This is a genomic window from Desulfovibrio sp. 86, assembly GCF_902702915.1.
In the GTDB taxonomy this organism is placed as follows: Bacteria; Desulfobacterota; Desulfovibrionia; order Desulfovibrionales; family Desulfovibrionaceae; genus Desulfovibrio.
The window spans coordinates 2,158,952-2,173,059 of sequence record NZ_LR738849.1 but is presented as its reverse complement, the minus strand read 5'-3'; the positions used below and the strand labels follow the sequence as shown (position 1 = coordinate 2,173,059).

The 14,108-nt window shown below is 50.7% G+C and carries 12 protein-coding genes; all 12 read left to right on the top strand.

Annotation, left to right across the window (positions count from 1 at the left end):
• Positions 1 to 4 precede the first annotated feature (4 nt).
• The 12 genes from fcl (at position 5) to DESU86_RS08800 (ending at position 14,061) form a co-directional block, all read left to right on the top strand.
• A complete protein-coding gene (gene fcl, locus DESU86_RS08855; protein ID WP_179980716.1) occupies positions 5 to 949 on the top strand; it encodes a GDP-L-fucose synthase in 945 nt (314 codons plus the stop codon).
• Positions 943 to 2,787: an ABC transporter ATP-binding protein gene (locus tag DESU86_RS08850; RefSeq protein WP_179980715.1), complete on the top strand. Its 1,845-nt coding sequence runs from the start codon at positions 943 to 945 to the stop codon at positions 2,785 to 2,787. Before fcl ends, DESU86_RS08850 begins: the two co-directional genes overlap by 7 nt.
• Positions 2,788 to 2,823: 36 nt before the next feature.
• Complete coding sequence (pseB, locus tag DESU86_RS08845; RefSeq protein ID WP_179980714.1) at positions 2,824 to 3,807, top strand: UDP-N-acetylglucosamine 4,6-dehydratase (inverting); 984 nt, start codon at positions 2,824 to 2,826, stop codon at positions 3,805 to 3,807.
• Positions 3,789 to 4,928, top strand: coding sequence for a UDP-4-amino-4,6-dideoxy-N-acetyl-beta-L-altrosamine transaminase (gene pseC, locus DESU86_RS08840; protein ID WP_232088308.1), 1,140 nt, complete (start codon positions 3,789 to 3,791; stop codon positions 4,926 to 4,928). The genes pseB and pseC overlap by 19 nt, the downstream gene beginning before the upstream one ends.
• A gap of 2 nt (positions 4,929 to 4,930) precedes the next feature.
• Positions 4,931 to 5,629, top strand: coding sequence for a pseudaminic acid cytidylyltransferase (gene pseF / locus DESU86_RS08835; RefSeq protein ID WP_179980713.1), 699 nt, complete (start codon positions 4,931 to 4,933; stop codon positions 5,627 to 5,629).
• Entirely contained in the window at positions 5,626 to 7,104 is a 1,479-nt protein-coding gene (gene pseG / locus DESU86_RS08830; RefSeq protein ID WP_179980712.1) for a UDP-2,4-diacetamido-2,4,6-trideoxy-beta-L-altropyranose hydrolase, read from the top strand. Before pseF ends, pseG begins: the two co-directional genes overlap by 4 nt.
• Positions 7,105 to 7,115: 11 nt before the next feature.
• Positions 7,116 to 7,811: a PIG-L deacetylase family protein gene (locus tag DESU86_RS08825; protein WP_179980711.1), complete on the top strand. Its 696-nt coding sequence runs from the start codon at positions 7,116 to 7,118 to the stop codon at positions 7,809 to 7,811.
• A complete protein-coding gene (locus tag DESU86_RS08820) occupies positions 7,808 to 8,515 on the top strand; it encodes a methionyl-tRNA formyltransferase (RefSeq protein ID WP_179980710.1) in 708 nt (235 codons plus the stop codon). The genes DESU86_RS08825 and DESU86_RS08820 overlap by 4 nt, the downstream gene beginning before the upstream one ends.
• On the top strand, positions 8,460 to 9,518 hold the full coding sequence (gene pseI / locus DESU86_RS08815) for a pseudaminic acid synthase (protein ID WP_197957581.1): 1,059 nt from the start codon (positions 8,460 to 8,462) through the stop codon (positions 9,516 to 9,518). Before DESU86_RS08820 ends, pseI begins: the two co-directional genes overlap by 56 nt.
• 124 nt (positions 9,519 to 9,642) lie before the next feature.
• Positions 9,643 to 11,445 carry an LIC12162 family transferase gene (locus DESU86_RS08810; RefSeq protein ID WP_179980709.1) on the top strand — a complete coding sequence of 601 codons (1,803 nt, stop codon included), beginning with the start codon at positions 9,643 to 9,645 and terminating at the stop codon, positions 11,443 to 11,445.
• Positions 11,446 to 11,575: 130 nt separating this feature from the next.
• Positions 11,576 to 12,247: an acyltransferase gene (locus DESU86_RS14620; protein ID WP_012624049.1), complete on the top strand. Its 672-nt coding sequence runs from the start codon at positions 11,576 to 11,578 to the stop codon at positions 12,245 to 12,247.
• Entirely contained in the window at positions 12,232 to 14,061 is a 1,830-nt protein-coding gene (locus DESU86_RS08800; protein WP_179980708.1) for a TIGR04326 family surface carbohydrate biosynthesis protein, read from the top strand. The genes DESU86_RS14620 and DESU86_RS08800 overlap by 16 nt, the downstream gene beginning before the upstream one ends.
• Positions 14,062 to 14,108 lie beyond the last annotated feature (47 nt).

Here is a 14,108-nt window from a genome sequence, read left to right as displayed (position 1 = left end):
CCGCATGGACAAAGATTCGCTTATTTATGTAGCAGGCCACCGCGGGCTTGTGGGCAGTGCCATTTGTCGCGCTCTTGCCCGTGATGGCTATGAAAACCTGCTGACGCGCACGCACGCAGAACTGGATCTGTGTGATCAGGCGGCAGTGCGAACCTTTTTTGCGCAGTACCGGCCTGCCATCGTGGTACTTGCCGCCGCCAAGGTGGGCGGCATTCATGCCAACGCCACATATCCAGCAGAATTTATCTACCAGAACTTGCAGATACAGAACAACGTCATAGACAGCGCCTACAGCAACAACTGCAAAAAACTGCTGTTTCTGGGGTCATCGTGCATATACCCCAAGATGTGCCCACAGCCCATCAAGGAAGAGTATCTGCTCACAGGGCCGCTGGAACCCACCAATGATGCCTACGCCCTGGCGAAAATAGCAGGTATCAAGATGTGCCAGGCCTACCGCAAGCAGTATGGCTTTGACGCCATCAGCGCCATGCCAACCAATCTGTATGGCCCGGGCGATAATTACCACCCGGAAAACAGCCATGTGATCCCGGCGCTTATCCGCCGGTTTCATGAAGCCAAAATGGCCGGAGCCGAAAAGGTGACCATATGGGGAACGGGCAACGCCCTGCGCGAATTTCTCTATGTGGATGACATGGCCGAAGCCTGTATTTTTCTGCTGAAAAACTACTCAGATTTTGAACACGTCAACGTGGGCTGCGGCTCCGACATCAGCATCATTGACACCGCCCGGCTTATTGCCCGTGTGGTAGGCTTTGAGGGCAGCATTGACACCGACCCCACAAAGCCCGACGGCACGCCCCGCAAGCTCATGGATTCGGGCAAGCTCTTCGGCATGGGCTGGAAGCCCAGGGTGGGGTTTGAGGAAGGCCTGCGGGCAACATACAGGGACTTCTGCGCCCGCAATGGGGCGGGGGCCGCATGCTGAATCCGCAGCTTAGCCAGATTTTTCGAGCTATTTACAGCCGGTTGGGCAAAGACCTGCAAAGCCGCTTCTGGCGGGTGATGATTTTTTCCGTACTGGTCGCCCTGACGGAATTTGTGCTCACTGCCGCCGTATCCCTGCTGGGCGTGGTGCTGGCATCGCCGCAAACCATCGCGCAATCCGGCATCATGCACAAACTGGTAGCCCTGTGCCCGGCCATGCTTCCGATTACGGAAGACCCCCGCCTGTTGCTCATTGTTCTTCTGGTGGGGCTGTGCGCGGCCGTGTTTGTCAAATCCATCGCCCTGGCCGCGCTCACCTGGAAGCAGTCGAATTTCAGCCAGCTTGTTAATCTGGAGATGGGCAGGCGTCTTTTTCACGGTTTTGTGCATGCGCCGTATCTCTGGCATGTGAGCCAGCGGGTCAGCGACCTTGCCTCCATGTTGTCATGGCGCAACGGCATCGGCGTTTACTGCTTCGCCGTTGTTCAGGCTCTGGGGCAATTGGCTGTCGCCCTGCTTCTGGTGCTGGTTGTAATGATCGCAACCCCCTTTGCCGGGGGAGTGGTGTTTGCGGGTACGGCGCTGTGCGCCTATGTCAGTTTTCGGTTCAGCCGTAGACTTGTCAATAAATGCAGTCAGGAGATGACGCTGGCCCAGCGTGATTCTGGCCGCGTTTCGCACACTGCCCTTTACGGCATTCGCGAACTGATGATCTACCGCCAGCAGGCCCCTTTTGAATCCAGTTATGTCCAGTATGAAGGGCGGGCGGCCCACGCCCAGGCCCTGTTGCCAGTCTGTCACCCCTTGCCGTCATGGACGCTGGAGTGGGTGGGCATGGTGCTGCTGCTCGGGGGCGTTATGCTGCTGTACTGGCAGAACGCCAGTGTAGCGCGCACTGTGGGTACCCTGACCCTGCTGGCGGCTGTTGCCTGGCGGCTGCTGCCCACCATGAACAAACTGGTGCAGCAGATGCTTATGATGCAGCAGCAGATTCCCCAGATTGAGCCGGTGTTGCGCCAGCTGGACGAAGTGGCCGCCCTGCCGCCCACGGATACGGACACCGCTCAGGACTGCCCGCTGCACGAAGAGCTGCGGCTGGAAAACGTTTCCTTTCGCTATCCTTCGGTGTCGGCCGACAAGCCTGACGCCCTGCGCAACCTGAACCTGCGCATTCCGCGCGGAAGCATGGTGGGCTTTGTGGGGCCCTCCGGCGCGGGCAAAAGCACAATTGTGGGCCTGCTGACCGGGTTGTTTCCGCCCACAGGCGGGAATATTTTTGTGGACGGCCGCCCCATGGACAACGCGTTGCGCGAGGGGTGGGTGCGGTGTATCGGCTATGTGCCGCAGTCGCCCTTTCTGCTCAACTCGAGCATTGCGGAAAATATCGCCTTCAGTCATTGGGGCGCGGCCATAGACCGAGAGCGCGTGCAGCAGTGCTGCCGCATGGCGGCTATGGACTTTGTGGACGGACTGGAGCAAAATATTGATACCGTTATCGGCGAGCGGGGCGTGCGGCTCTCAGGCGGGCAAGTGCAGCGTGTGGCCATTGCCCGCGCGCTTTACAACACCCCGCAGTTCATTCTGTTCGACGAAGCCACCAGCGCCCTGGACGGCGCGGCGGAACAGGCCATACAGCAGACGATCAACAGCCTGCGTGATCATATGACCCTGGTGGTGGTGGCCCACCGCCTGAGTACAGTGGAAGCCTGCGACTTCGTGTACTGGATAGACGGCGGCGAGGTACGCATGGCAGGAAAACCGGAAACGATTCTTCCTGCCTACGAAGCATACCTGGCGGCAAAAAATGAAGCGGCAGCGTTAACTAGCGATTTCAGTTAGTCATTGTGTGAAAATCACTTTTTACTCCGAAAGACAATGTTTACTGATAAAACCATACTCATTACTGGCGGTACAGGCTCTTTTGGCAAGAAATGTGTGGAAGTGCTTCTCCGTAGCTACAAGCCAAAAAGACTCATTATTTTTTCCCGCGATGAGCTGAAGCAATTTGAGATGGGACAAAAATTCTCACCGGAAGAATTTCCCTGCATGCGCTACTTCATCGGTGATGTCCGTGACAAGGAACGTCTCTGTCGCGCTTTTCGTGGCGTGGATTATGTTATCCATGCCGCAGCGCTCAAGCAGGTGCCGGCAGCGGAGTATAACCCTACGGAATGCATCCGTACCAACATCGGTGGGGCGGAAAATATAGTTAATGTCGCTGCTGACAGTGGTGTAAAAAAGGTCGTGGCCCTCTCCACCGACAAGGCCGTTGCTCCGGTCAACCTGTACGGGGCCACAAAACTCTGTTCCGACAAGCTTTTTATCGCCGCCAACGCCTTCACTGCCTGCGAAACCGTATATTCCGTGGTGCGTTATGGCAATGTCATGGGCAGCCGTGGCAGCGTTATCCCCTTTTTCATCAAACAGCGCGAGGCTGGCGGCCCGTTGACCATCACTGACACCCGCATGACGCGCTTTTGGATCACGTTGGAAGAATCCGTACACATGGTTTTGCGTTCCTTTGAAATCGCTGGCGGTGGCGAAGTACTTGTGCCCAAAATTCCCAGCATGAAAATCACAGATCTGGCCGAAGCCATTGCCCCCGGCATGCCCACTGTAGAAGTCGGCATCCGCCCCGGCGAAAAGTTGCATGAAACGATGATCACCGCTGAAGATAGCCGACACACCATCGACATTGGCGACTACTACGTCATCAAGCCGGAGACCTTTAAATACAAAGGCCTTGACGGCAAACCCGTGGCGGAGGGCTTTGAGTACAATTCCGGCACCAATGAAGAGTGGCTGAGTGTGCCAGAACTGCGCGACACATTGAAAAAGCAATGTTTTGCAATCCGATAGCCATGAACAACACTCCCTTCCTTCCCTATGGTCGCCAGATCATTGATGATGTCGACATTCAGGCTGTTGTGGATGTCTTACGCTCGGACTGGCTGACCACTGGTCCCGCTGTAGAACGTTTTGAGGCGGATGTTTGCGCGTACACCGGAGCCAGCCACGGCGTTGCTGTGGCAAACGGCACGGCGGCCTTGCACGCGGCCATGTTTGCTCTGGGTATCGGTAAGGGGGACGAGGTCATCGTTACCCCCCTGACCTTTGCGGCCTCGGCCAACTGCATCCTGTATCAGGGCGGTACGCCTGTGTTTGCCGATGTGGATGCCGACACCCTTCTGCTTGATCCGGCAGCGGTGGAGGCGGCCATTACACCGTGCACAAGGGCCATCATTGCCGTGGACTATGCTGGGCAGCCCTGCCATTGGGACAGCTTGCGCGCCATTGCCGAAAAGCACCGTCTGGCCTTGGTGGCGGACAGTTGCCACGCCTTGGGTGCTGCGTATAAAGGTCGCAATGTTGGCACTCTGGCCGACATCACCGTTTTCAGCTTTCACCCCGTCAAACATATCACCACGGGCGAAGGCGGCATGGCCATGACCAACGACGCCGCGCTGGCAACGCGGATGCGGGCTTTTCGCGGGCACGGCATCACGACTACGGCCAGCCAGCGCGAAAAATCCGGTGCATGGTTCTATGAAATGACGGAATTGGGCTATAATTATCGCATCACGGACTTTCAGTGCGCCCTCGGCAGTTCGCAGCTCAAAAAGCTGGACGGCTGGATAACAAAACGCAACCAACTGGCACAGGCATACGATGCGGCCTTTGCGAAAAGTGCTGTTTGCCCGCTGGCCAGGCGCGACGACATGCGACATGCCTACCATCTCTACGTTGTCCGCACACCAGAGCGTGATGCTGTTTTCAAGCACTTGCGCGGCCTAGGCATCGGTGCCAATGTGCACTATATGCCGGTTCACATGCATCCTTACTACCAAAATCTCGGTTATGAAAAGGGCATCTGCCCCGTAGCCGAAGCAGCCCATGAAAATATACTAACCCTGCCGCTCTGGCCGGGCATGGATGTCGAAGATATGGCGCGGGTAGCCTCTGCCGCCGTAACGGAGTAACAATGCAAGACCTGTGCATAGTGATGGCTCGCGGTGGTTCCAAGCGTGTACCCCGCAAGAATGTCCGCCTGTTGAAAGGATATCCTCTGGTCTCCTGGCCTGTCCGTGCCGCCGTGGCGAGCAACCTTTTTCAAGAGGTTGTTATTTCAACGGACGATGAAGAAATAGCTCAGGCTGCGGTTGCAGCCGGGGCAGTGTATCCCTTCCGACGTCCTGATGCCGTTTCCGATGACCATTCCACCACAGCCGATGTCCTGCGTGTGACCCTGGCCCAATGGAAGGAGATCACGGGAACATTGCCAGACTTTTGCTGCTGCCTGTACGGCACCTCCGCCTTTATCACGGAAAAATATTTGCGTGAAGCCAAAGCACTACTGTCTGACGCAGAGTGCGTGATGGCCGTTACCCCATATGAACACCCGATCCAGCGAGCCATGACAGTATCACCCCAAGGGAGGCTAGCCTATCTTCAGCCAGAATACGCCAAGTGGCGTACACAAGACTGCCCCCCTGCCTACCACGATGTTGGATTGCTCTACTACTTCTCCGTCAATGAATTTTTTGCTTCCGGGGCCGAGAGCTTTTTACCCATGCAGCTTAAAGCTGTCATTGTTCCCCGAACAAGTACAGTTGATATTGATACTGAAGAAGATTGGGTTCTGGCTGAAGCGCTGGCATCACAGTTGGAGCACTTGGTGTGACCACAAACGTCATTCTCCGCGCTGACGCCACGCCCCGCATGGGTACGGGGCACGTCATGCGGAGCCTCGCACTGGCGCAGGCCGCGCAAGATCAGGGCCTTGAAATCCGATTTGTGGGGCGTGTTCATGTGCCTTGGGTAAGGGAACGGCTGTGCGCGGAATGTATCCCGCTTCTGGAATTGGCGGACGCCGTGGCGCACGAAGAAAATCCGGCAGAACTGCTGCACCAGTTGACCCAAACAGGCTTTGCGCCTTCCGACACATGGGTAGTGCTGGATGGCTACCACTTTACCCTTGCATGCCAGCACGCTGTTCGAGACGCAGGCTACCACCTTCTGGTCATTGATGACTATGCCCATTTACCGGAATATTCTTGCGACATTCTGTTAAATCAGAATCTTGGCGCAGAGACCCTGTCCTATATGGGCGATATTGGCCAGAGACTTCTGGGCACCCGCTATGCCTTGCTGCGCCGGGAGTTTCGTGAAGCAAGAGAACGTCTGCCGCACACTAAGCGAAACGTCCCGCCCAAAAACATTCTGGTTACGCTTGGCGGCGGAGATTTTATTGAGTATCTTGAAAATATAGCACAACATATGAACATCACTGCTCTGGAAGGACGCACCGTGCGCGTCATCCAGGGGGCCATGGATGCGGAACGGATCAAGCAAGCTTTTGTAAACTGCCCGGCTCGTCTCGAAATTTTACCCCGCGTTACGGATATGCCCGCTTTGCTGCTCGAAACAGACCTGTGCATTACCGCCGGGGGCAGTACCTGCTGGGAATTGTGCTGTCTGGATGTGCCGTTTCTTGCCGCCAAAATTGCTGACAATCAGTATCACATCATTGATCAATTAAAAAAGAAAAACATGCTCTTTTCAAAAGCATACTTCCAAACATTGCTTCTTTGCCAAGCACACTGCAGGACAAATCAGGAAACACTTTTTGCACCTATTAATGGCCATGGTGCCATGCAGATTATTGATGCTATGTGTAATGAAACGGATGTTCATATAAAATTACGCGCAGCGAGTGCTGAAGACAAGTTATTCATTTTTGATGTGGCTAACTCAGATTTAGTTCGGAAAATGTCTTTTAATAGCAGAAAAATAGGCATATACGAACACGAAAATTGGTTTAGCAACGCCATAAAGGACAAAACACCATTTTATATTTTTTGTTTAGATAACACCCGGATTGGGTATGTTCGCTTTGCTCCAGTACACAAAGCAATGAACGAAGCTGTTTTAACTATTGCCATAGCTGAAGTGTTTCGAGGAAAGAGGCTGGGGAAAAAAATATTGCAGATGGCCTGCAACGCAGCATTCGATGCCGGAATAAGAAAAATTTGGGCTTATGTAAAAAAAGAAAATCAGGCGTCTGCAAAACTCTTTAGCACATGTGGTTTTATGCTTGAACCCTCCCAAACGTATAAAGGATTTGAGGTCTATGCATATGTGCTTGAACAATCGTAGCCTATACTGTTATGATTAACTTTGCAAAAACACAAAAAGTACTGATAGTCGCCGCGCATCCTGATGACGAAATGCTTGGATGCGGTGGCACGATCGCACGTCTGCGGCAAGAGGGAAAGAATATCCATATTTTGTTACTGGGAGAGGGTCCAGCCGCAAGAACAAGCCAGAATGCAGAAGAGGCTAGATCTGTGGCACGCAGTTCCGCTCATAAAGCGGCTGCCACTCTGGGAATTGACAATGTGTGCTTTGCCGCACTGCCAGACAATCGATTTGACACAGTAGCGTTGCTTGATATTGTTCAAATTATTGAGAAAGTAGCAGCAATGACAAGGCCTGATGTTGTGTTCACGCACCACGCCTGGGACATGAATCAAGATCATCGTATTACGCATCAGGCCGTTATGACCGCATTTCGGCCGTTGCCGGATACGCCCCCTGTGACATTGCTCGGATTTGAAGTTCTTTCAAGTACCGAGTATACGCCTGCGCACACAGTCCCCAGTTTTAGTCCCAATATTTTTATCAACATTGCCCAAACGTTTGGCGCGAAACAAAAAGCCCTTGAAGCGTATGCTTCAGAAATGCGCCCGTGGCCCCACCCACGCAGTTTTGAAGCCGTTGCACATCTTGCGGCGCTACGCGGCTGCGCTTGCGGCTGCGAAGCGGCGGAGGCTTTTGTGCTTTATAGGAATGTGTTAACATGAAAGAGTCCTATATTATTGCTGGTTCACGCCCTTGGTGTGTTAATGCGGTTAAACATTTAAAAAATAAGAACATAGATTTTTTTTATATAAAAAATAAAGAGGACTTAAACCTCAAGTCCATTGTCTCAATAAATCCACGATATATTTTTTTCCCTCACTGGTCGTGGGTGATCCCTGCGACAATTTGGAACCAATATGAATGCATAGTATTCCACATGACAGACCTGCCATTTGGCAGAGGTGGGAGTCCATTGCAAAATTTAATAGCGCGCGGATTTACAGAAACAAAAATTTCTGCACTTCGCTGTGAAGCAGAATTAGACGCTGGTCCGATATATATAAAACGTCCCTTATCTCTTTTAGGCACTGCCGAAGAAATATTCATACGGGCCAATAATTGCATAGCAGACATGATCAATGAAATTATTATAACCCACCCAAATCCAATGCCGCAATTGGGGGAACCTACATATTTCAAACGCCGCTTGCCGCAGGACAGCAACGTTTCTGAAGTTACAAGCCTAGAAGCCTTGTTTGACCGTATTCGCATGCTGGATGCTGAAGGATATCCCCAAGCATTTATAGACATAAACGATTTTCGGCTAGAGTTTTCACGGGCTTCTCTGAAAACTGATAAAATTTTTGCGGATGTCCGCATTACAAGACGAGACAAACAAAATGACCAAAGTCAATCGCAAAAGTAACTTTCAAACACTGCTCATTGCCGAACTCTCCGCCAATCACAACGGGAGCATTGACCGTGCCGAGCAGATCATCCGAGCCGCAGCAGATGCCGGAGCTGATGCCGTAAAATTGCAAACCTACACAGCCGACACCCTCACCATCCCTTGCGACAACGCGCACTTTCGCATCAAGGGAACGCTCTGGGAGGGCCGCACTCTGCATGATTTGTATCAAGAGGCGCACACACCCTGGGAATGGACGCCACGCCTGATGGCTCTTGCCAAAGACCTGGGTATGGACTGCTTTTCCACTCCCTTTGATGCAACTGCTGTGGATTTTTTGGAAAAATGCGGTGTTTCCCGTTACAAGATCGCCAGCTTCGAGGTGGTGGACATTCCCCTGCTCAAAAAAGTTGCGGCTACGGGCAAATCGGTCATCATGTCCACGGGCATGGCAACACTGGGCGAAATTGACGAAGCCGTGCGCGCCCTGCGTGATAATGGCGCCGGGGAACTGACCCTGCTCAAATGCACCAGTGCCTACCCCGCGTTGCCCGAAGAGGCTAATCTGCGCACCATACCACATCTGGCCCAGGCATTTAACTGCAAGGCCGGACTTTCCGACCACACAATGGGCAGTGCTGTGTCTGTGGCAGCCGTGGCCTTGGGCGCAGTTGTAATTGAAAAGCACTTTACTCTTTCCCGTGCCGATGGTGGTCCAGACGGTGCTTTCAGCATGGAGCCGCAGGAGTTCAAGCAACTAGTGCTGGATGTCCGTACTGCAGAGAAGGCACTGGGGAGGGTGTGCTATGATTTGACAGACAAACAGCAAGAAAATGTTGTCTTTCGCAGGTCCCTTTTTGTAGTACAAAACATTTGCAAGGGTGAAATCCTGACGAATAATAACGTGCGCAGCATCCGTCCCGGCCACGGGTTGCCGCCCAAATATCTTCCCTTAGTGCTTGGGCGCGCGGTAAGATATGATATTATGAAAGGTACGCCGCTCTGTTGGGATATGATTTGATCCAAAGTGTTGGATGATGGATCATGGCAAGCTGCGTATGTATGCAGTACTGTATCATGTTGTCTTTTTAATATCGCTCAGTAATATCAAAATTAAATAAATGATGAATTTATATATAAGCAATATGGACTTTGACGCCAGCGTTCCTGGTCATGCCCTTGGTCCATGGTGTTATGCGAGTATCACTGATTATAATACCTTAGCTTCTTTAGTGGATTCTTCTCTTTTGCCGCCTCCCTATTCACATTTTTCTGAGTCTATTCATCAAATGGACTACGTTCGTGACTGCACAACTAGGGCGGCGTTGAGGATCGGCGACTACCTAAATAATAAGCACAATACAAATTTTTCAAATTTTTTTTGGGCTTTTACCCAGAGGGGATGGATCGGCCATATCGCAGGGTGTCTCTATGATTATTATTTGAGAGTTAATAAAATTAGCAAGCTAGATATGTCCTATGAATATTCTGGAATAGAGCTTACCGAAGCGCGTCCATCTACTGTGCAGCACTTAGTAATCTGTTTGAAGCGTTCTCAATCATTGACGGCATGGTTGGCAAGCGAAACATTAGACTATCTTGCGCCTGATAATTGCCAAAAAAAGCAAACAGTCTCGTGTCGTTTGCCACAAAGTGATCACACTAGCCAGTTTGAAGCCCTTCCTCTCGCGCAGTTGCAATTACCTACTTCGCCTTTGCATACGATAACTTCATGGATAAAAAGATTTTTTCATATTTCGCAGTATCCAGATATGATGCTGCATAATTATCAGCTAGGCAACGGAAAAATATTCTTGATCCATTGGCTGACTAGTAGGAAAAAATCACGATCCTCTATAAGTCACTTTAGCAAAAAAAATATGGTCAACAGGCTTACTGCAACGAAAAATAGTTTTGAGGATGAAAGATTTGAAAACTTGCTTTTCAAAACAGCTGTAAAGTTGATTCCAAACATTTATTGGGATTTTGATGCTTTCGGGCAGGTGCTTGAGGATGTAAATTCTGCAATAAAAAAAAGCACTAATAAAAAAATATTATTTCCAACGCCTGGATTGATATATGATGAAAAAGCGGAAATTTTCTGCGCACTAAAAAAAGAACAAGACAATGCACTAATAGTAATGGCGCAGCATGGTTCATTTTACGGAACTTTAAAGAAATACCAGTTTATTGAACAAGAAGAGTTTGAAAAATCAGATATTTATTGCACTTGGGGGTGGAGCACGGTCGAAGATGTTGAAAACAATTTTTATCCTTTGCCTGTCTTTTTTTCAAAGCAAAGAACTGCTCGTAGCGAACACGATGACGGTTCAATTCTTTTTGTTGTTGATGACGAAATGGTCAACTTTCATCGAATCCGAAGCGGAGGCTATTATTCAGACCAGCATATAGCTCTATTGCGGCAGAAGTTTGATTTTTTTGGAACATTTGATAATACGCTCAGGAAGAATATCATTTATCAAGCTTATCCTGCAAGCTCTCCAACGCTTCAAACGCACGCGTTTTTAGAACAAACATTTCCTGAGTTAAAAATAACTAACCAATCTTTTCAGGAACATTTTAAGCGTTGTCGCCTTGTTGTAATGCCGTACCCTGGTACCACCATGCATTTCGCATTAGCTGCCAATATCCCAACGATTCTTTTTTGGGAGAAAGATTTTTTTGTCTTTTCGAGGCAGTTTCAGCATATTGCTGACTGTATGCATGAGTGCGGATTATTGTTCTATAATCCTGTCGATGCTGCACGAGCGGTTGAAACAATTTATAATGATCCTGAAAAGTGGATGCGCGATAGAGATAGACGTGCATGCGTAAAACTTTTTCAGCGACACTATGCGTGGACAGAAAAAAATTCAGTACCGTATTATAAAAGTTTTTTAAATGATGTTAAGAAATTTTATAGAGCTACTACCTGCAATTTAAAATGAATCTGGTTTTTCCCTTTTATAATGGCGATCGCAGCCTTTCTCAGGATGTATTATAATACCATTGTATATTTGGATATGCTCAGAATTTGAATAGTTAAATTTTAAGCACGAAATAGCTATGAGGCAACATATGAATTTGAAAAATAAACTTATCAGTTTGTTGTTTAATACACTGAAAATGTGCAGGAATGTTTATATCTTTTTTTCAACACAGTATAATACAATATTTTTTAAACTCTGGGCAATAGCCTCGCGGGTTCCGTTTGGCAGCAAATTGCAATGTTGTGGGAGGGTTATCCTCGATTGCCTGCCCGCCACCGTCTCGCTTGGAAATAACATTATTTTTGTCTCAGATTCAGTGCGTTGCACAGCAACAACCGTTTATGGGCCCTCACGCTTGCGGACATTCGCGCCCACTGCCAGAATTGAAATTGCCGACGGTGTCGGAATGAATGCCATCAGCATTACCGCCAGGAGCAGAACTATCCACATAGGTGAAAATACCATGTTTGCGCCTAACTGCACGGTTGTTGATTCAGATTTTCATTCTCTCTGGCCGCCGGAAGGGCGGATATGTAATCCGGGGATGGAACAGGACGCCGATGTGCATATAGGGAAAAACTGCTGGATCGGCATGCAATCCATTATTTTAAAAGGCGTAACAATTGGAGATGGCTCGGTAGTTGCCGCTGGTTCGGTGGTGACTCGCGACATTCCCCCCAATGTATTGGCCGCTGGCGTTCCCGCCAGGGTGCTCCGTCCTCTTAATGATAACGAGGGTAATACATGCGTATTGGTGTAGCCGCAGACCTTCAACATGCAAATGCCGCAGATGTTTTGCTGTGGGACAGCTTCAGCGATACGGTTCCATGCGTCGAAAAACTCGTTCAGGAGTATTTTCCTGTTATCCGGCAAGAATTTTTGCAGTTTATATGCGAAATTGGTAGACATGCCGTTGATGGAACAACGCTTTCCGAGCAGTTCCGTTTATTGACGCAATTTTCCGCCTGGGAATATTCAAGTCTTTTTGAGCGACACCCCGCATACTTTGGTGATGCGTTATTTACCATTTTCAAGCTTCGCGCTGTTGAGTTGTACTGCCAGAAAGTTCAGCCCCATGAAGTGCATCTTTGCGGTTGCGATGCGATTGCCTGGCATATCAGTGATATTTGCAAATCACTGCAGATAGCATTTGTACATTCCCCTTCTTCGCCAAACCGCAGGGAAGGCTCTGACAGCCCGTCATGCGGCGTCATGGCCTTTGCGCGCAAGAGCGCGTCAATGGCCAGGCAGCTACACGGCTGGTGGAAGCAGGTTCGGTCGCAATTTCCGACGCAACCTGTTGTGCAACGCAGCAAGGGCATGATCCTGGGTACGTGGTTTCCCAATATCGACCAGAAAGCCGCCCAGAATGGACGATTCCGCTCCAAGTACTGGGAAGCTGCGCATGATCTTATTGACAGCGCGGCAACGCCGCAGCACTGGTTTTTCATCTATGCCGACAGCGAGCAAAATATCCCCGGGCACATAGCCGCACGCGACCGTTTTGCGGCCAATGCCCCCAATGCCGACATGACTTTTCTGGAGGAATGCCTTACGCCCTGCGATGCCCTGCGTGCCTTCGGACTCTGGCTGCGGTCGGCATGGCGCAGCAACATTATGGGAAATCGCGTTGCCGGAGCGTTCAACTGGCCGCATTCGGCGCTCAACGTCTTTTCCCTGCTGCAGGGCATGTGGCAGGAATCCACATCGGGGTGGCATCTGCTGCGGATGCTGCTGCATTTGCAGGCCATCAAGCGATTTTGCAAACTGGTTGGCCCTCAGGAACGTGTGCTTACCTCATCTGAGCTGCAATGGTGGGAGCGCATGCTGTTTCGGGAGCAGCGAAAATTGGGGTGCTCAAAAAATTTTGCGGTGCAGCATTCCATTATTCGCCCAGCGGACTTCCGTTTTTTTTGCGCCCCTGAAATGTGGCAGGACAAAAACTTTACGAACGCCATGCCCGACGTCTTCTTTTGCAATGGGCGTGCGGGCCTTGAGGCAATGCGTGCTTCCGGTTTTCCGGATGACCGCCTCGGTCTTGTAGAGGCAACGCGGTTTCTCTATCTGGCGAAAGCCGCGCGGTATGCCGTTGCTTCCCCATCCCGAAAACTGCTGGTCGTCACTTCATACTTTGAAGGCGAAACGCGACGTATGCTGGAAATGCTCGCCGCAGCAATGAAAGAGCGGCATTCGTCGTTGTTTGACAACGTGCAGATCAAGGCGCATCCAGATCTCCCCGTTGAGCATATGCTTGCTGAACTGTTTACCGATCCTCCGGCTGTTGTAACCCAGCCTGTTGAGTCCTACCTTACAGAGGATACTGTGGTTTTTGCGGCAGCTGGCACCTCGGTGACGCTCCTTGTGCCCTACATGGGGCTGCCGATGGTTGTGGCGGGTAGCGACGGCGATTTTGAAATGGGCTGCCTGGATACGGTTGAAGGCATCTGTTATGCCCGATCCGCCGGGGAATTGCTTGACGGATTAACCACGTCCTCGCGCAGTACTTTGCCGGAAGACTATTTTTGCCTGGACGCCAGCTTGGCACGCTGGAAGACTATGTTAACAAGCCAATAACCATTACAACGTGTGCCAGCCTATGAATATGCTGAAAAAGTTTACAT